The organism is Bacillus sp. AFS073361 (assembly GCF_002567005.1).
In the GTDB taxonomy this organism is placed as follows: Bacteria; Bacillota; Bacilli; order Bacillales; family Cytobacillaceae; genus Neobacillus.
The window spans coordinates 201,513-219,683 of record NZ_NUZU01000037.1 but is presented as its reverse complement, the minus strand read 5'-3'; the positions used below and the strand labels follow the sequence as shown (position 1 = coordinate 219,683).

Genomic DNA, 18,171 nt, shown 5'->3' with positions numbered 1-18,171 from the left:
TACTAGATAGGAAATTTAGGTAATATTCTTTTCACGTCGTTGTCTTTTATTATAACGCTTAACCTGATAATACTGGAAAAATATAATAGCTGTTGTAATCCAAAAGGCGCTTGCGAAATATCCACCCATGATATCACTGGGATAATGGACACCTAAATAGATTCGACTGATGCCAATGGCTAAAATCATCACCATGCTTACAAAGATTAGTGCCCATCTTCCTAACGCACTTGTAATATGCCGCCATAATAAGAAGGTAATAATTCCATAGACCGTAAAAGCATTCATTGCATGACCGCTTGGGAAACTAAAACCTTCAATTTCAATTAAGCGATGAAACTCAGGGCGTACGCGTTGAAAAAAATTCTTTAAAATTCCATTTAATATCGCTGAACCCACAATGGCCGCTACAAATAAGATTAATTCTAAGCGATGATGGAGCACTTTATAGAGAAAAAGTAAAAGAAAAAGGCTAAGAACAATGACAAATGGAGCCGAACCAATAAACGTAAAGAATTTCATTACAGATGTAAGAAACGGTGTTTCCATATCTTGAACAGCGTCGATTACGATACGATCAAAATGAATGATTTTTTGGTCACTTATTAATAAGGATATCAGACTAAAGCCAATAATGGAAACAACACTCAGGCTAAAGGCGATTATAAGATATGTTTTTAATTTCATCAATACAAACCTCTCTAGAAAATTGGATTTTTGATTATACTTTATAGGTTGCTCATTGTTTCAACTTCTACAACTTTTAACCTTACAATGGTATGTAAAAAAGCCATAAGAAAGGCAGCTTTGGTTGAGTCCGCCTTTCCTATGAAGGTGAAAAATAATTATAGTGTCTTGGGTTCTTCTCGCACTGGTTCTACGCTTTTATCTTTTGAGAAAAACCAGCCGGCTGCGGCGATACCTACTAATACAACATAAAAGGTTACTTTCCAAACTGTTGAATGCGCAAAATCTTCACTTAAAATCGCTAACATAGGATGTGATAACGTGTAGACGGCAAGCTTCACTCCAACCCAGCCCACAATTGTAAATGCAGCAATTTCTAAACCTGGTCTTTTTTCCAATAAATTCACAAACTGATTCGCTGCAAAGCGCATAATAATTAAACCAATTACCCCTCCAGCAAAGATTACTAAAAATTTACCACCATCCAGACCACCGATATTTGGAAGCGGTGTGTTTGGCAGGGCAACGGCCATTGCGACAGCAGCAAGGATCGAATCAACGGCAAACGCAATGTCGGCCACTTCAACTTTTAATACAGTCACCCAAAAGTTGCTCTTTTTTGCCCCTGCCCTCTCCTCTTTATCTTCTTCCTTCCCTTTAATGACCACCTTGCGGAAAATATGATTACCTGCCATGAACAGCAAATAAAGAGCACCAATGGCTTGAACTTGCCACACATCCACAAGAAACGAAATCACAAATAAGGAAGCAAAGCGGAACACAAAGGCACCTGCCAAACCGTAAAATAATGCCTTCTTACGTTTATCTTCAGGTAATTGTTTCACCATAATCGCGAGCACTAGCGCGTTATCTGCGGCTAAGAGACCTTCTAATGCCACCAAGATTATTAACACCCAGCCGTATTCCAGTAAAAGAGCTAAATCCATGAATATTTCCTCCTTAAAGTTGATTTTTTTCAAAAAATACTCCCTTACGCCATAAAAATAGGCCTTTACCGATTACAGTAAAGGCCTAAAAGAACACAAAAAGACCTTTACAGTAAAGTAAAGGTCTTGCTAACAACGTAAATGTTGCCAATAAAGCCGGAGTAATAAATACTCGGAATGACGACTCTATTGTAGCAGCTACTCCCCTTTAAAAAGGAAATATTTAATTACTAATAGTTTATTATAATGCAAGGAAAATGTCAATGTTTTAGAGTTTAATAGCTAAATATCACACAGCTTTACAGTTTACAATCCGTAAACTTCAGTGTATTTTTTTTCAAGATATTCAACAAGATATTCCGCGTTTAATTCTTCCCCAGTAACCTTTACAATCAATTCGTTCGGTCTATACAGCTTCCCGTATTGATGGATCTTTCCTTTTAACCATTCTTGGATAAGATCAAAACGTCCATTTTCAATATGTTTATAAAAATCTGGAAGGTCTTTTTGAATCGTACGGAGAATTTGAGCTGCATAGAGATTCCCTAATGAATAGGACGGAAAATAACCGATTCCTCCAAATGACCAATGAACATCCTGTAATACACCAACCGTGTCGGAACTAGGTGTTACACCGAGATAATCTTGCATTTTTTGATTCCAGACTACAGGTAGATCCTTAGCTTCAACCTCTCCGCTAATTAAGGCTTTTTCAATTTCATACCGAAGCATGATATGCAAATTATAGGTTAATTCATCGGCCTCAACACGGATAAATGATGGCTGCACCGTATTTACAGCACGATAAAATTCCTCAACAGTTATATTTTCGAGCTGCTTTGGAAAATACTCTTGAAGTTTCGGGTAAAAATACTTCCAGAACTGCTTACTGCGGCCGACCATATTTTCTAAAAATCTTGATTGAGATTCATGGATCCCGAAGGATGCTCCACTTTGAAGAACTGATTCCTCAAACTGTGGATTGACGTGCTGCTCATAGATCCCATGTCCTGCCTCATGGATGGTACCAAATAATGCAGAACGGACATTTCCTTCTAGGTAACGAGTTGTTAATCGTACGTCACCTGTATTAACGGTTTGTGCAAAAGGATGGACCGTTTCATCCAATCTACCCGCTTCAAGGTCAAAGCCTATTATAGGCAAAATATAGCGGTTAAATTCTTTTTGCTTTTCAATGGAAAACGACTGTTCAAAAATTTCTGCCTGTGTCCGCTTTCCATTTTGTTGAATGCGTTCCAGTAGTTTAACACTAGTATCTCTTAATTTTGCGAACAGCGGATCGAGTTTTTTCACCGTTAAACCAGGTTCAAACTCATCCAAGAGAGCATCGTATGGATGGTCCTCATACCCATAGATATCCGCGAATTTTCGCTTATAATCAACTATTTTTTCTAAGTACGGAAGGAAGCGGGCAAAATCGTTATTTTCCCTTGCCTCTTCCCAAGCATCATTTGCTTGAGCCGTTAAGATGCTATATTCCTGAAATAGGTCGGCAGGAATGCTCTTTGATTTTTGGTAGTACTCTTTATATTCTCTAACTTTCGCTCTTGTCACTTCATCTAAAAATGCCAAGTTATCAGGAAGTGTTAGCTCCGCTAGCAGTTCTCCCATTTCCTCAGAAACAGAAAGCTTAAAAATTTCGGTCCGAAGGGTCCCCGTCGCCTTGGCAAACATACTTCTCCCTTTTTTTGGTGCCATGACTTTTTGATCCCAGTCTGCTAAACCAATGATACTTGAAAAATGAGTAATTTTTTCATCCAAAGCCTTAAATTGCCCTAATGCCCTAAGTACAACTGGATCAATGACTTTCTGTTCCATAAACTAGACCTCCTATCAATCTCTCGTTTCTAAAGATGTTTGTTTAAGAATCAACAACATCCCTTTTTGATTATAAAGTAAAATTAAAAATTTGGGCAAAAATTAGAATATTATTTATTGACAAAAAATTCACTATTCCAGAATCATGTCGTATTTTATTTACACTTCAGAATGAATTGGAATAATTATCATACTGCTATATACAAATGGGCAGTATATATATGTAATTTATATTGGTTATGTAAAAAGGATGTGCAGGAAATTGGAAAAGCAGAAAAAAAATAAGTCCCACTTCCCTATTCGTTTGAATATACTATTTTTCAGTGTTTTTTTCTTATTTTCCGTACTAATCCTCCGGCTTGGTTTTGTGCAAATTGTTTATGGCGAAAATTTCAAAAGAGATTTAGCCAGAAAAGAAGATATCACAATTAGTAGTCCTGTTCCAAGAGGACGAATCCTTGACCGAGATTACAGAATAATCGTTGATAATGTCCCTAAAAGTGCCATTTCCTACACCAATGAAGGATTTAGCCAAGAAGTTATGCTCGAAACAGCTGAAAAATTAGCAAAACTGATTTCGAAAAAAACAAACAAGGTGACAGAAAGGGATAAACGTGATTTCTGGATTATGACGAATCCAGAACGCGCGAATGCTAAAATCTCGAAAAAAGAAATGGACCTATATTATGCAAAGAAATTAACAGATAATGATATTTATAAATATAAATTAGAGCGCATCACAACTGATGAATTAAAGGAATTGACTAAAGAAAAACTTGAGGTTATTGCACTATTTAAAGAGTTTAACAGCGGCTATAAGTTTACAACCCAAATCATAAAAAATGAGGATGTTACTGCGCAAGAATTGGCCGTTGTTAGCGAGAATCTGCAATCACTTCCTGGTGTGGATACAACCACGGACTGGGAAAGATGCTATGCTTTCAATGGAACCTTAAAGTCTGTGTTAGGAAAAGTTACTAAATCTGATGAAGGATTGCCTGCAGAGCAATTGGAGTATTTTTTAGCAAGAGATTACAGTCGAAATGACAGAGTGGGAAAAAGTCAACTTGAGTGGCAATATGAAAATGTTTTACATGGATACAAATCAAAAATAAAAAATGTAACCGATAAAACAGGAAATGTGATTGAAAACCACCCCGTATCAAATGGTAAGAAAGGAAAAGACCTTGTCTTAAGTATTGATATGGATTTGCAAAGGAAGATTGATCGCATCATTGAAGAAGAACTTTGGGCGGCGAAAAGATATCCGGGAACCTATCTAACTGACCGAGCATACGTGGTTTTAATGAACCCAAAAACTGGCGAAGTCTTAGCCATGTCTGGCAAAAAAATAGTTAGAAATAATCAAACAGGTAGAGTGGAAATGGAAGATGACGCTCTCGGTACATTTACTACCACCTATAACGTTGGTTCTACTGTCAAAGGAGCTACTATTTTGACTGGCTATAAAACAGGGGCTATTGCACCAGGTACAGTGTTTGATGATGCTGGTTTAAAAATCCGGGCCACTCCTTTAAAAAAATCCTATGCCTACTTAGGAAGATTAAATGAAATTAATGCCCTAAAATTATCTTCCAACGTTTATATGTTCCATACAGCAATACGAATTGGAAAAGGACATTATGAGTACGATCAACCTTTAAATATAAGTTCAAAGGCTTTCGATTCCATTCGAGACTCATTTGCTTCGTTCGGTCTCGGAACAAGAACCGGGATTGATTTACCGAATGAGCAATCTGGATTTAAGGGTCAGAGTTATCTCCCAGGATATTTGCTAGACCTTGTGATTGGACAATATGATACCTATTCAGCCATGCAGTTAGCACAGTATGTTTCCACCATCGCAAATGGCGGTTACCGAATGCAGCCCCATGTCGCCAAACAAATGCTCGAACCAAAGGAGGGAACACGAGAACTTGGTCATGTTGTAAAAGAAATCACCCCTACGGTCCTAAATACAATTGATATGAAATCAAATTGGCTGTATCGCGTCAAATTAGGTTTTAAGAAGGTTATGCAAGAAAGGGGCGGAACAGCTTATAAATTTTTCGGCAATGCCCCCTACTCTCCTGCCGGTAAAACAGGAACAGCAGAAGCGTTTTACGACGGACCTGAACGGTACCGATTTGGGAAAGAACCACCCCCAGTGATGAACCTTAGCTTGGTAAGTTATGCTCCTAGTTCGAATCCAGAAATTGCAATGGCAGTTATTGTACCATGGGCTTACCAAGGCAAAAAAGACAATCGGGCGAATCTGAAAATTGGACGCCGTGTTTTAGACACTTATTTTCAGATGAAAAAAGATAATCATTCTTAGGGTGCCAATGAATGGCATCCTTTTTTGTTCCATTTATCCACTTACATATTTTTCCTTAGAACTGATTTCACTGCCCTTTCAATTTCTGCATAACCTGTGCAGCGACAGATATTTGACTCCAGCCATTCCTTAATCATGTTATCATCTGCATCGGGATGCTGCTTGATTAACGAATGACAGTTCATAATAAATCCCGGAGTGCAGTAGCCGCATTGGAAGGCAAAATTATCGACAAATGCCTGCTGAATGGGTGTATTTTCTAACCCCTCAATCGTTGTTATCTTCTTACCTTCCGCTTCAACAGCTAACATTAAACATGATTTCATCGGCCATCCATCAATATTGACTGTACAAGCACCGCAATCCCCGTTCAAACACCCAGGCTTTGCGCCTGTAAGTCCAAGTTTACCTCGAATTGCAAATAAAAGTGTGTCGGCAGACCGTACCATGATGCTGCGCTTTTCTCCGTTTATGTCCAATATAATCGTGTGTGATTTCACTGCTCCCCCTCCTTTCTGCAATTAATCTATCATTCTCAAGAACCAACAGGAGCCAATGCAGAACAAACATCTGACAAAACATTCCGTAATACAAAAAGTCTGTATTCAGCTGACCCTTCAACATCATCTAAAATTGGCTTCGGTAACTTAGCAAGGGCATCAGTAATTCTTTGACTCAACGGAAGTTCTTTATTATTTAAAGAAGATTCCAACTCCTTTGACCGAAACGGAAATGGGCACAAGCCGCTGATTGCGACCCGTATCTCCTGCCCCAATTTTAATGCGGCTACTGTAATTAATGGATAGCCAGTATCCCATTGTTGTCGGCGTTTGATACTAATAAATGGCGCAGCAATAAACTGGGATTCTGTTGCTAATTGGACAAGAAGTTCTCCTTTTTTTAATTGAAGCTGCTCTTGAAAGATGTCATTAATTGGCACCACTTTTTTTCCTTCGGGCCCAATAATTAATACTTTGCTGTCCGCTAGTAAAAATGGTAAAACAGCTTCTCGGTAAAAAATTCGTGCACATATATTCCCACCTAAAGTAATTTTCCCCCGTGCTGTATGGTCCGCAACTTCACTTGATGTTTTCGTTAATAATGGAAAAAGATTTGCCTCTTCGATCTCGGTTAGTGAAAGAGTACTGCCTAGCAGCAAATGATCAGCGCTTACCCGCATAACCTTGGATTCAGGGATATCCTTTATGTCAATAACCGCCTCGGTATACGCTAGTTCGATTCTTCCAAGAGTGATTAATTCCGTCCCTCCTGAAAAAAACATTGGTTTCTTTCCACCTTTATCTAAATACTGATATAAATCGACTGCCTCTTTTAATGTTGCAGGTTTAAAATAATCAAACTCAAAGGGAAGCATTTTTCTGCGCCTCCTTTGCCTTCCAAATTAATTCAGGAATAAGCGGCAGATGATGTAGTGAAACCCCGGCAGCTGTAGACAAAGCATTGCCGAGTGCAGCAGGCATGCCCATTAATCCATGCTCTCCCACACCTCGAGCCCCATACGGACCATCTAATTGGGGTGTTTCTACAAATCCCACTAAATATTCTGGATTTTCACCATAGCGAAGTGGGCGATACGTTCGGAGCTGGGGATTAAGAACCCTGCCGAGTTCGTCAAAATAAAATGTTTCCCTGCCAGCAAAAGCCAATCCCATGCTCATCGCACCCATTACCTGGCCCAATGCGGCTTTTTCATTTAAAACTTTCCCAATGTCGACCACGGTACAAGCTTTCAATAGCCGATAGGTATTATCTCTTTTATCAAATTCAATTTCTATACCATAGGCCGCAACTGTCCACTCAGGTCCCGGCTTACCAGCTCCAGTCTCAGGATCCAAAGGGGTAAGATGACGCAGGATATAATTCCCTCTGCCAATAATTTGTCCGCCGATTGAATTTCCATTTGGATATTGATAACCATAGCAGATGTCTTTAATCGGAATTCCGATGGATGGATCATCTCTCAAAAAGACTCGACTGTTAGCTACCACAAGATCTTCTGTCGGTGCTCTTAATACGGTCGAAGCAATTCCCTTTAATTGCTTGATCACATCATCCGCAGCTTCGAGAAGTGCCCTTCCCGCCATAAATGTTCCTCTGCTAGCGACAGTTTTCCAATGCTCTGGTGTTGTTTGCGTATCCACTTCCATCCGAACATGTATCTTATCCACACTCATCTTCAGCCTTTCTGCAAGCATCTGAGCAAGGACAGTCTTCGTTCCGGTTCCAATTTCAATTACACCAGAAAGTAAATTGATACTTCCATCTCGGTTAAATGTTAATATCACTCCTGAAGGAGCATTGGGATCAATCGTTGATGTTTTCCAGCTGCAGCTGACGCCCTTTACTCTCACAAATCGCTCGTTTACATCTTTAACCGTACCTTCATCCCATTTGATTAAATCTCTTACTCTCTCAATACACTGTTGTAAGTTACCGACATTACTTTTATTTAATCGCACCCTTGTCGGGGTGGTGTGTCCAGGTTTAATCGCATTTATATACCGAAGTTCAAGCGGATCCATTTTTAATTTTTGTGCAAGTAAATCCAAGGTTCGTTCAATGGCAAAGGAAAGTTCGGAATGGCTAAAGCCTCTAAAGGGTGCTGCATATGGGTGGTTTGTATACATGCAATAGGAATCACACCAGACATTTGGTATGTTATATGGTCCGGTACAATCGGCAGCACCTGCCCTTGTAAGATCTACCGCTTTATCGGAATAGGCTCCTCCATCCCATAAAAAACGTATTTCTGCTGCTCTAATTTTACCGCTGCTGTCTGCTCCAAGCTTAATCCTTGCATCTAAACCAATGTGACAAGGAGAAGTTAAGATATCTTCTTCTCTCGAATTGAAGATCTCTACAGGTTTACCGCCAACAGCTTTTGAGGCTAGATAGGCCAGAACTTCCAGCTGAACGGCAGCTTTCCCCCCATAGGCACCACCTACAAGCGGTGTGTGGACAATAATCTTCCCCATATCCTCACCAAAATAATCAGCAATCAGTCTTTTCACCATAAATGGAGCTTGAGAAGAAGTAGTAATCATAATATTTCCATCAGGCAATATCTCGGCAGTGGCACACCTTGTTTCCATTGCCGCATGGTCAGAAGGAGAAAAAGAATAACTTGCTTCTACCACTGTGTTAGTCTCCGCCCACCCTTTTTCCATATTACCTTTACGAATTTTTATATGGGAAGCAATGTTGGTGTCAGGCACCGGATGCGAGTCATCCTCTTTTTTATATTTACTTAAGTCTTCATGGACTAAGGGGGCTCCTTTTTCAAATGCTTGAGACGGCGAGTTTACGACTGGCAACAATTCGTATTGGACTTTAATCAGGTCAGCAGCCATTTTAGCCTGTGTTGGTGAATCAGCTACAACAAGTGCAACCGTTTCACCATGGTAGCGAACCTTATCATATGCAATAGGGGGCCGGTCCCGGATGGCTTCCCCTGTTAATGGGTATTCCTTTCCAGCAAGGATGGCCCTAACCCCATTAATCTTCCAAGCTTCGGATGTATCAATCTCCACTATCTTCGCGTGGCCATAAGGACTAATGACCATTTTGCCAGATAACATCGGATGGAAATGATAATCATGTGTATATTTTGCCCGCCCTGACACCTTATCAAGAGCCTCTTTGCGAATGACGCTTTTCCCAATAACCTCCAATTCCATCCCTCCCCCCACATATATGTGGATATCTATCCTATTTATATTTATTGGGGGCTATTCCTAGAATGAGTAAATATCCAGTTTGTGTAAAACCTAACATCAATCATATTTAATGTACATTCATCAAATTCAAACAATTTCTTTTTTTATTCTATTGAAATATACTATTAATTGGTATGATGTTACAGATATTGCAAAAAGTATATTAATTCTATTTTTAGTAAAGGAAGACGTCATGAAGAAAAATCGAACATTATTTCTAACAGCGGTTGCCACAGGAACGATGTTAAATCCGCTTAACTCATCTATGATTGCATTAGCATTACACAGCATTCAGAAAGATTTTCACCTTTCCTTTTCAACGGTTTCCTGGCTAATATCCAGTTTCTATTTAGCTAGTGCAGTAGCACAGCCAGTAACGGGAAAGCTCGGTGATATCTTTGGCCGAAAAAAAACCTTCTTAACAGGACTTATTGTAGTTGCCATGTCCGCGCTCGGTGCCCCGCTTGCATCCTCCTTTCTAATGTTACTTGCAATGAGGCTGCTTCAATCAATTGGATCTAGTGCCATTTACCCGTCCGGAATGGCGTTAATTCGCGACCATATTAAAGAAAGGCAAGCTTCAGCCCTTGCCGTTTTATCAATATTTGCCTCTGCGATGGTCGCACTTGGGCCGACGATCGGTGGTTTCTTAATTGTGTTAGGGAATTGGCCAGCTATCTTTTGGGTCAATTTTCCATTTATTCTCCTCAGTTTAATATTAGGTTGGTTTATGTTTCCTAAAGATATGAAACAGGATAAGTCTCATATCAAGAGATTACTTTCTCATCTTGATTTTCTTGGAATAGGTTATTTTTCTGCAGGTATGGTCTTCTTTTTATGGTTCTTGTTATCTTTTGATGCGAATATACATTATCTTTCCGGAATTGTTGGAATCATCTTTTTCGGATTATTTGTTCGGAGAGAATTAAGGGTTACAGAACCATTTATCGACATTCGCATTTTCAGAAAACATCCTAAGCTTTCAATGGTGTATATCCAGTTTATCTTTTTGAATATTTTTTTCTATTGTTTATTTTTCGGTTTGCCTAGTTATTTTCAAGAAGGTTTGGGTTTAAGTGTTGAATTGAGCGGTATGTTAATGTTATTTATGTCCGGTGTTAGCATAATTATTTCATCTGTCACTGGAAAATGGATCGATCGTTCAGGTGTAAACCAGCCGATTATGGTAGGGGCATCTCTATCAATCTTAGGTGCGCTGTCTTTTAGGTTGTTTTTTGTTCAATCCTCTTATCTTGGTATCGGGATTATATTATCAATCATGGGCTTAAGTTATGGTATTGGAAATGTTGTACTTCAAGTAGCGATGGTTAAGGAAAGTCCAAATGCGATCATTGGGACAACCTCCGGCCTATTTCAAACTTGCCGATATTTAGGTTCAATTTTGGCATCAATCATTTTAGGGTTAATTTTTGGAGAACACATTACTGCGGAAAGTATGAAAATCATCGGGGAGGTTTTACTGGTTATTGGAATCATCAGCTTTTTAATGAGCTTATGGTTTTCACGAGAGACGTTGAATTTTAGAAAAATGCGGCATGTATAATAGCAAAAATATATGTAAAAAGAAACAGCCTCGTGTCAGAGCTGTTTCTTTTAATTTATTGGCAAAACATAAAATAACACACAAAAAAAGTGGGCTGCACTTGCGGCCAACACAAACACGTGCCAAACCGCGTGGTGATACTTAAACCCTCTCCAAACATAGAATATGGCACCTAGTGTATAAAGGGCACCGCCAATAATTAAATAGGTCATACCCTGTGGAGAGAGATTATTTACTAAAGGTTTCCATGCAAAAACAATTAACCACCCCATGACTACATAGAGAAGCGTAGAGGTAAAAAGGTACTTTTTCACAAAAAAGCATTTAAAGACGGTGCCAGCAATCGCCAGTCCCCAAACAACTCCAAACAGTGTCCAGCCCAGGGCTCCTTTAATTACAATTAATAGAAATGGTGTATAGGTACCGGCAATAAAGAAGTAAATAGAGGAATGATCAAAAATCTCAAAAAGATCCTTTACCTTTCCTTCCGGGAAGCTATGGAGCAATGTTGAAGACATATAAAGAATAAACATTGTTACACCAAAGATTGTAAAACTTACGATATGCCAGACGTTCCCGTACAGGGAAGCATATATAATCAATATAACTAAGGCAGCAATACTAAGCATTACTCCTATTCCGTGTGTGATTGAATTCGCTAGTTCTTCTTTCTTTGAAAAAACATGTGTTGCAGCCATTAGAATTCTCTCCCTACCCCTTAATTAATATTGATGAAAGTAACATGATAATGACAGGAGGACAATGTATATTTGTCATTAAATATAGAAAAAAGTGTAACTCATCCTTGAGTATCAATATCCTTCCTATTATTATCAATTATTTTCTTAATGTTTTCTTTCGGATTCCAGCAATTAAATTTGTAGGTCGTTTTTGTTTCAAAGCCTAAACGACTACAAAAATAGTGCATTCCCTCTGCCCTTTTCTCTGCTTTAAAATGCCTGCATGTCGCGCAACAATGAAAATCTCTCATTTTATCACCTTTTCTTATACTATTAATCTTTCGTTCATAATTTATTAATATTTATCCCTTATCCTATAAATAGGTTCACGGAAGAACCTTAAACCTCCGCCCCCTTAAAATATAGATTAGTTTTGCATACCCAGCCAATAGCTGGGTAATTTTTTTCTTATGGAAAAAGCACGCATTCATTCTTAAATGCGTGCTTTTGTTGCTGTTTAGACTTTCGTTATTGACGGAAAGAAGGGTTCTGATAGTTTTGAAACGGCTGTGCTTGGAAAACAGGGTTCATATACGTTTGGGTTTGAAATCCAACTGATCCCGCTTGTCCAGATAGTTCTCTCTCCATTTGATTACACTGCGCAATTACCTCTTGGCATCTTTGGATTGCTAACTCATGCCCTTGAAGGCTTTGCTGAATGGTTTGAACTGCCATTCTTTCCTTTTGCATCATTTGCTCTAGCATCTGTGTATTTTGTTGTTCATTTTGAAGCATTTGTTGGTATTGATGATTTGCTTGTTGTGTCTGTTGGATTAATTGCTGAGCGAGTTGACGGCATTGATTAATGTGTGTAATCGAATGTTGAATGGTTTGCATGTGTGCGTTACCTCCAATATTTTGGATGTGAAAACCATTTATCGTGGAAAATTAGGATTGAATTTTCAACCCAAGAATAGATTCTACATAAACCATCGATAGCATTCGCAAATATATCTTCCAAATAATAATAAGAATACCTATTTCGTTAAAAAGAAATCATAAGATAAATCGCCGTTCCCCACATAATTAGGGCGGAAATTTTATTTAAAATAAGAATAAATCTCCCTGAAGAATCTATCCTACCTACCAATCTCCCTACGATCGACAGGCCAATGAACCAAAGCCAGGAAACCAAAATACATACCACCATGAAGGTAATTTTGGCTGAGCCCGAATAGGATAAAGAACTAGTACCAATTACTCCAATGGTATCCATGATTGCATGAGGGTTTAATAAAGAAACTGAAGCAGCAAACATAATCTGTTTTCGGGGTGAAAATGTATCACCTGTTATTTTCTCGTCTTTAGGTTTACTTTTCCACGTAGAATACCCCATGTATAGTAAGAAAAGAATTCCCCCAAGCACTAACGTCATTTTAATCCATGTAATCCCTAAAACAACTGCCGAGACACCAAAAACAGCTAATGAAATAAGTAGTGTATCACAAATGGAAGCCGTCAAAACGACTGGTAGGACATAAATCCAACGCGACTGCATCGCCCCTTGATTAAAAATAAACACATTTTGGACTCCAAGTGGCAGAATGAGCCCAAAAGCTAGAATAAATCCATGTATTGCAGCACTTATCATTTTTTATCTCTCCATATGTATTTTCAAAAGGAAGTATACTTCCTCTAAACCCTGTCAATAACAATACCAATTAAGAAAAAAAAATCGGGGTGTTATGTGATGCAGGGTATTTATTTTATCAATGATCGTATTTGTTTGGATGGACTTATCAAGGAAGAAAGTATAGCCATTCAAGAACAATCTTTAAAAAATTTTATCAATGAGCAAAAAATTCAAGTCGTAAAATTCAATCCTTATCAATTGAATGACTATTACACCATTCCACATGCGCTTCTTTACGACTTAAAAAAGGAAAAAGTAAGCATCGATTGTTTTTTATACTATTCCTCACAGGTGATGGAAGATTTCATTTACAGTTATCCAGCTAAATGGCTTATCTTAAAAAGCTTTTTCAAGAAAGTCATCTCAGTTGAAAAACAAAATGATTTAAACATTCGAGAAGTCGTTTAATCCATTGATTTATTTGCTTGTTTTCGATAAATAATTATAAAGTTAATGATAAAAATAATAATCAAATATACTCCATATATTCCAAAAGAATAGAGCTTGTTGTTACTAAATAATGCACCAGCATACGATAATAGAAGAATATTTGGTATTTTCCCAATGAATGATGCCGTAAAAAAAGTTAGCCATTTGACATGACTTAAACCACAAACGATATTTACAACCGGTGCCGGTATGATTGGAATTAATCGACAGGTTAAGATTGCCACAAAGGAATTCTTGTTTAAAAACTCATCGTATTCTTGAACCTTCGGATATTTCATTAGTTTTTGCTGAGCATAATCACGAAAACCATACCTAGATAGGAAAAAGAATGCCATTGTTCCTACCATGGCTCCTGTTAAGGATACAATCACCCCTTGAGAAGTTCCAAATACCGCACCAATTGTTCCTGCTAGAACTGGAAATGGAATGACAGGAAAAAAAACACAAATTGCTACTAATAACATACTAATCAAAATAGATAGGGCTCCCCCTTGTTTCAAAAGCTGAAGTAATTCATCTTTTTGAAATAAACCTATTGCTATGATTAACAGTAGAATCCCTATACTTAATACTCTTTTAAACATCCGACAACTCCATTCACTTCATTTTTTGATTAATCCTATCATACTATATTTTTAATTTTGGAAAAATAAAAGAGCCCTTCGTGTTGAAAAGGCCCTCTCCTGCTTATCTATTAAAATGCTGTTCTCGCACCAAGGTATTTTGGTTTCCAATAGGAATTTGTCATATCTGCGATGGATACACCTTTTGAACCCGCTTGAATGAATTGGTTGTTGCCTAAATAAATCCCTACATGGGTAGGACCTGGAGCATATGTTTCAAAGAATACTAAATCTCCGGGTTTTGGGGTGCTGACAGACTTCATTCCTGACCATTGAGTGGCCGCTGTCCGAGGAATTGATACTCCTACCTTATTAAACACGTAACTCGTTAATCCACTGCAATCAAAACCAGCAGGTGTATTTCCGCCCCATAAATACGGTGTCCCAATGTATTTTTTGGCTTCATCCATTACCATTTGCGCCTTTGATACCGTTGGAGCAGGCACTGGTGTTGAAATCCCACTTGTAGTAAGTTTCAAGACTTGTCCAACATAAATCGTATCAGTTGTAAGATTATTCAGTGATTTAAGCTGTGCAACGGATAATTTATTACGAGAAGCGATTAGGTATAATGTATCCCCTTTTTGAACGGTATAGGATATCGTTGCCGTTTCATGGCTGTGTGGTGCTAATAAGGTCAGCTTTTGATTTACATTAAGAGAATCAGATGTTAGGTGATTCCAAATTTTCAAATCTGCTACAGTGACCTTATTAGCTTGTGAAATTTTCCAAAGTGTGTCTCCTGACTGTACGGTATAAATGTTTTCGTGTGCACTTGCCGTTCCAGCATATGTAGAAAACAGGATCCCCGCCGTTGCTGCGATAGATAATAGATGTTTTTTCATCGTTGAACCCCTTCATTTCGTTTTTGTAATACCATCATAAACGAATTTTAAGGGTTGTTTGAATCCCCAAAGATATGGCTTACTTGGTAAAAAATAATAGTATTGGAAAGGAAGACCTTTAATATTACAAACAGACTGTTCCTCAATCCTATTTATGTAACGATTTGCATAAGAATTTTATTTTTAATAATATTTTTGTAACATAAATGTAATAAAAAAGATGATTAAGGGATTAATAGAAATCTGATTATTCATACGAGTAATGTAGAAATATTGTAACAATCCTACCATGCACTCTAGTCTGTTAAACCTATAATAAACCTATAGAAACAATCTATATAGTTTTATAAATCATAATGATTTGGGTGATGATGATGCAAGGATTAGGGAAAGGACATCCTCATGCTATGGGGCATCCTCATGGAATGCGAAATGTAATTGATTATGACAAGAATCCATTTATTGTTATTTGGGAAGTCACAAGAGCTTGTCAACTTAAGTGTGTTCATTGCCGTGCTGATGCGCAGCTTACTCCAGACCCACGCGAACTAACACATGATGAAGGAATTAATTTAATCGATCAAATCTATGAAATGGACAATCCAATGCTCGTATTTACAGGCGGGGATTGTATGATAAGAGAAGACCTTTATGCGCTTGCTGATTATGCGATCAAAAAAGGCATGCGTGTTTCGATGACACCAAGTGCTACTGCTAATGTTACCAAAGAAAAAATGAAAATGTTCAAGGATGTCGGACTTTCTCGCTGGGGCTTTAGCTTAGATGGTCCAACCCCAGGAATACATGACCACTTCCGTGGGACTCCAGGGTCATTTGATCTAACCGTTGAAAAAATTAAGTACTTAAACGAATTAGATATGCCGCTGCAAATCAATACCGTCATTTCTCGTTATAATTATGATTCGCTTGAACAGATGGCTAAGCTTGTCGGCGAACTTGGCGCAGTCATGTGGTATATCTTTTTGCTAGTTCCTACAGGCAGAGGACAAATGGACGCTTGTATCTCTCCTGCTGAACATGAAAAAGTGTTCCGTTGGTTATATGAATTGAGCAAAACGGCTCCCTATGATATCAAAACAACGGCAGCCCAGCATTACCGTAGAGTTGTATTGCAACAAAAAACACGAGAACAATTGATTGAAAAAGGCGAAATTCATTACGAAGATTCCATTACAACTGATTTTGCTTCTATGCATGATGGTTTAAAGCGTGCACCTAAAGGTGTAAATGATGGCAACGGCTTTGCATTTGTCTCTCATATTGGTGATGTCATGCCAAGTGGATTACTTCCAATCGTTGGTGGAAACATCCGTGATACCCCGCTCGCTGAAATTTACCGAGAGGCCAAAGTATTTAAAGAACTACGCAAGCCAGATCACTACAAAGGAAAATGCGGCATCTGTGAATATAACAAAATGTGCGGCGGCTCTCGTTCGCGTACCTATGCAGTTACTGGGGACTATATGGAAAGTGAACCCTTCTGTGTTTACATACCACAAGCGATGAGGAATAAAGAAACTTCACCTAGTGTGTAATATTTAAAGATAAAATTAAGAGGTATTCTACTTTTAGAATGCTTCTTTTTTATTCATTTGCCCCTTATCTACAATGTATATTTTTTTACCTCTTAACAACTTCTTTCTTAATATACTCCTCATTAGAAGGTATTTTTCTCCTAAATTATACCATCCTATAAAAGAGGATGTTCAATCAGGATAAGGAGTTATTATGATTAAGACAATTGCTGTAAATAAAAATTATGAATTGGTTAACGATATCGCAATCGATGATTTGCTTAAAGGGGAATATAAATGGTATTGGGTTGATTTTCATCTGCCAACTGATGAGGAAATCGAATATCTACGAGATCCTTTTCATTTCCATCCATTGGCGATCGAAGATTGTATTAATCATTTACAAAGACCTAAGTTGGATTATTACGAGGACCACACTTTTTTTATTACACAATCCCTAAATCACCAAACACTTAAAAGAGACGAGATTGATTTTTTCTTAGGTGAAAACTTTATCGTTTCCTTTCACCTTAGCCCTTCAACTGAAATTGAGGCGGTATGGAAACGATTTACTGAGTCCACTAACATTGAAAAGTGGGGGCCAACACATGTACTATACCTTGTACTTGATAAAATGGTTGATAGTTATTTCCCACAAGTCTTTAAAATCGAAGAACGATTAACTGAGATTGACGAGAATCCTAGAGGAAGATCCATGGAGGCATTGCTGGAGGATTTATTTGATACAAGGCACCATCTACTATCATTGAGGCACACCATTTCACCGATGCGCGATCTTATATACAGAGTCCTAAATTCACAGCGACTTACATTCATCCATGGAAAAAGGGAATACTATTCTGATATTCATGACCATTTACTGAAGTTAACAGAAATGATTGAGGCAAACCGTGAACTTACCACAGATATCCGTGACAGCTATATTTCACTTAACTCACATCAAACCAATCATGTCATGAAGGTTTTAACCGTGATCACCACGATTTTCATGCCCCTCACTTTCATCGCTGGATTGTACGGAATGAATTTTCGCTATATGCCTGGGCTATCGTCGAAATTTGGTTTTATTTCTACGCTGATTCTAATGATTTTAGTTGCGATGGGCATGTCTCTTTGGTTTAAGAAAAAAGGATGGTTTAAATAATAAAAGCAAATGCATCTGATCAGGTGCGACAGGCATGAAATAAGGACTAGCTCCTGCCGCTAGTCCTT

16 protein-coding genes are annotated in these 18,171 nt (G+C 38.2%); 5 read left to right on the top strand and 11 right to left on the bottom strand.

What is annotated here, in order from left to right:
- Positions 1-15 precede the first annotated feature (15 nt).
- The 3 genes from COJ96_RS18625 to COJ96_RS18615 form a co-directional block, all read right to left on the bottom strand.
- A complete protein-coding gene (locus tag COJ96_RS18625) occupies positions 16-687 on the bottom strand; it encodes a phosphatase PAP2 family protein (RefSeq protein ID WP_098575299.1) in 672 nt (223 codons plus the stop codon).
- Positions 688-845: 158 nt separating this feature from the next.
- Positions 846-1,634, bottom strand: coding sequence for a TerC family protein (locus COJ96_RS18620; RefSeq protein WP_098575298.1), 789 nt, complete (start codon positions 1,632-1,634; stop codon positions 846-848).
- A 306-nt stretch (positions 1,635-1,940) separates the two neighbouring features.
- Positions 1,941-3,473, bottom strand: coding sequence for a carboxypeptidase M32 (locus tag COJ96_RS18615; protein ID WP_098575297.1), 1,533 nt, complete (start codon positions 3,471-3,473; stop codon positions 1,941-1,943).
- A gap of 262 nt (positions 3,474-3,735) precedes the next feature.
- On the opposite strand from COJ96_RS18615, the gene COJ96_RS18610 reads away from it, so the two are divergent.
- Positions 3,736-5,811: a peptidoglycan D,D-transpeptidase FtsI family protein gene (locus tag COJ96_RS18610; RefSeq protein WP_098575296.1), complete on the top strand. Its 2,076-nt coding sequence runs from the start codon at positions 3,736-3,738 to the stop codon at positions 5,809-5,811.
- Positions 5,812-5,852: 41 nt separating this feature from the next.
- Here the strand turns inward: COJ96_RS18610 and COJ96_RS18605 are convergent, their stop codons facing one another.
- The 3 genes from COJ96_RS18605 to COJ96_RS18595 are packed head-to-tail and all read right to left on the bottom strand — an operon-like array spanning position 5,853 to position 9,509.
- Entirely contained in the window at positions 5,853-6,311 is a 459-nt protein-coding gene (locus COJ96_RS18605; protein ID WP_142333025.1) for a (2Fe-2S)-binding protein, read from the bottom strand.
- A gap of 35 nt (positions 6,312-6,346) precedes the next feature.
- Positions 6,347-7,186, bottom strand: coding sequence for an FAD binding domain-containing protein (locus COJ96_RS18600; RefSeq protein WP_098575295.1), 840 nt, complete (start codon positions 7,184-7,186; stop codon positions 6,347-6,349).
- Entirely contained in the window at positions 7,173-9,509 is a 2,337-nt protein-coding gene (locus COJ96_RS18595) for a xanthine dehydrogenase family protein molybdopterin-binding subunit (RefSeq protein ID WP_098575294.1), read from the bottom strand. The genes COJ96_RS18600 and COJ96_RS18595 overlap by 14 nt, the downstream gene beginning before the upstream one ends.
- A 109-nt stretch (positions 9,510-9,618) precedes the next feature.
- On the opposite strand from COJ96_RS18595, the gene COJ96_RS18590 reads away from it, so the two are divergent.
- On the top strand, positions 9,619-11,112 hold the full coding sequence (locus tag COJ96_RS18590) for an MFS transporter (RefSeq protein ID WP_142333024.1): 1,494 nt from the start codon (positions 9,619-9,621) through the stop codon (positions 11,110-11,112).
- Positions 11,113-11,162: 50 nt separating this feature from the next.
- Here the strand turns inward: COJ96_RS18590 and trhA are convergent, their stop codons facing one another.
- From trhA to COJ96_RS18570, 3 genes are all read right to left on the bottom strand, one after another.
- A complete protein-coding gene (trhA, locus tag COJ96_RS18585) occupies positions 11,163-11,810 on the bottom strand; it encodes a PAQR family membrane homeostasis protein TrhA (RefSeq protein WP_098575292.1) in 648 nt (215 codons plus the stop codon).
- Positions 11,811-12,320: 510 nt separating this feature from the next.
- Complete coding sequence (locus tag COJ96_RS18575; RefSeq protein ID WP_098575290.1) at positions 12,321-12,689, bottom strand: hypothetical protein; 369 nt, start codon at positions 12,687-12,689, stop codon at positions 12,321-12,323.
- A 148-nt stretch (positions 12,690-12,837) separates the two neighbouring features.
- Positions 12,838-13,443, bottom strand: coding sequence for a LysE/ArgO family amino acid transporter (locus COJ96_RS18570; protein WP_098575289.1), 606 nt, complete (start codon positions 13,441-13,443; stop codon positions 12,838-12,840).
- A 99-nt stretch (positions 13,444-13,542) separates the two neighbouring features.
- Here COJ96_RS18570 and COJ96_RS18565 point away from each other — a divergent pair, with 99 nt between their 5' ends.
- Positions 13,543-13,893 (top strand): hypothetical protein, encoded by a 351-nt coding sequence (locus COJ96_RS18565; protein WP_098575288.1) that lies wholly within the window; start codon positions 13,543-13,545, stop codon positions 13,891-13,893.
- Here the strand turns inward: COJ96_RS18565 and COJ96_RS18560 are convergent.
- Both COJ96_RS18560 and COJ96_RS18555 read right to left on the bottom strand, forming a co-directional pair.
- Complete coding sequence (locus COJ96_RS18560; protein WP_098575287.1) at positions 13,890-14,519, bottom strand: TVP38/TMEM64 family protein; 630 nt, start codon at positions 14,517-14,519, stop codon at positions 13,890-13,892. The genes COJ96_RS18565 and COJ96_RS18560 overlap by 4 nt on opposite strands.
- A 110-nt stretch (positions 14,520-14,629) precedes the next feature.
- Positions 14,630-15,403: a C40 family peptidase gene (locus tag COJ96_RS18555; RefSeq protein WP_098575286.1), complete on the bottom strand. Its 774-nt coding sequence runs from the start codon at positions 15,401-15,403 to the stop codon at positions 14,630-14,632.
- 425 nt (positions 15,404-15,828) lie between these two features.
- Between COJ96_RS18555 and COJ96_RS18550 the strand changes: the two genes are divergently transcribed.
- Together COJ96_RS18550 and corA are read left to right on the top strand one after the other, a co-directional pair.
- Positions 15,829-16,959: a TIGR04053 family radical SAM/SPASM domain-containing protein gene (locus COJ96_RS18550; protein ID WP_257148561.1), complete on the top strand. Its 1,131-nt coding sequence runs from the start codon at positions 15,829-15,831 to the stop codon at positions 16,957-16,959.
- 193 nt (positions 16,960-17,152) lie between these two features.
- Positions 17,153-18,103, top strand: a complete 951-nt coding sequence (gene corA, locus COJ96_RS18545) for a magnesium/cobalt transporter CorA (protein ID WP_098575284.1) — start codon at positions 17,153-17,155, stop codon at positions 18,101-18,103.
- Positions 18,104-18,171 lie beyond the last annotated feature (68 nt).

What these genes read in the sequence shown, in the direction of transcription:
- COJ96_RS18625 (WP_098575299.1), bottom strand. Translation starts at nt 687, where the DNA reads ATGAAATTAAAAACATATCTTATAATCGCCTTTAGCCTGAGTGTTGTT.
- COJ96_RS18620 (WP_098575298.1), bottom strand. Translation starts at nt 1,634, where the DNA reads ATGGATTTAGCTCTTTTACTGGAATACGGCTGGGTGTTAATAATCTTG.
- COJ96_RS18615 (WP_098575297.1), bottom strand. Translation starts at nt 3,473, where the DNA reads ATGGAACAGAAAGTCATTGATCCAGTTGTACTTAGGGCATTAGGGCAA.
- COJ96_RS18600 (WP_098575295.1), bottom strand. Translation starts at nt 7,186, where the DNA reads ATGCTTCCCTTTGAGTTTGATTATTTTAAACCTGCAACATTAAAAGAG.
- COJ96_RS18595 (WP_098575294.1), bottom strand. Translation starts at nt 9,509, where the DNA reads ATGGAATTGGAGGTTATTGGGAAAAGCGTCATTCGCAAAGAGGCTCTT.
- COJ96_RS18590 (WP_142333024.1), top strand. Translation starts at nt 9,619, where the DNA reads ATGTACATTCATCAAATTCAAACAATTTCTTTTTTTATTCTATTGAAA.
- trhA (WP_098575292.1), bottom strand. Translation starts at nt 11,810, where the DNA reads ATGGCTGCAACACATGTTTTTTCAAAGAAAGAAGAACTAGCGAATTCA.
- COJ96_RS18575 (WP_098575290.1), bottom strand. Translation starts at nt 12,689, where the DNA reads ATGCAAACCATTCAACATTCGATTACACACATTAATCAATGCCGTCAA.
- COJ96_RS18570 (WP_098575289.1), bottom strand. Translation starts at nt 13,443, where the DNA reads ATGATAAGTGCTGCAATACATGGATTTATTCTAGCTTTTGGGCTCATT.
- COJ96_RS18565 (WP_098575288.1), top strand. Translation starts at nt 13,543, where the DNA reads ATGCAGGGTATTTATTTTATCAATGATCGTATTTGTTTGGATGGACTT.
- COJ96_RS18560 (WP_098575287.1), bottom strand. Translation starts at nt 14,519, where the DNA reads ATGTTTAAAAGAGTATTAAGTATAGGGATTCTACTGTTAATCATAGCA.
- COJ96_RS18555 (WP_098575286.1), bottom strand. Translation starts at nt 15,403, where the DNA reads ATGAAAAAACATCTATTATCTATCGCAGCAACGGCGGGGATCCTGTTT.
- COJ96_RS18550 (WP_257148561.1), top strand. Translation starts at nt 15,829, where the DNA reads ATGCGAAATGTAATTGATTATGACAAGAATCCATTTATTGTTATTTGG.
- corA (WP_098575284.1), top strand. Translation starts at nt 17,153, where the DNA reads ATGATTAAGACAATTGCTGTAAATAAAAATTATGAATTGGTTAACGAT.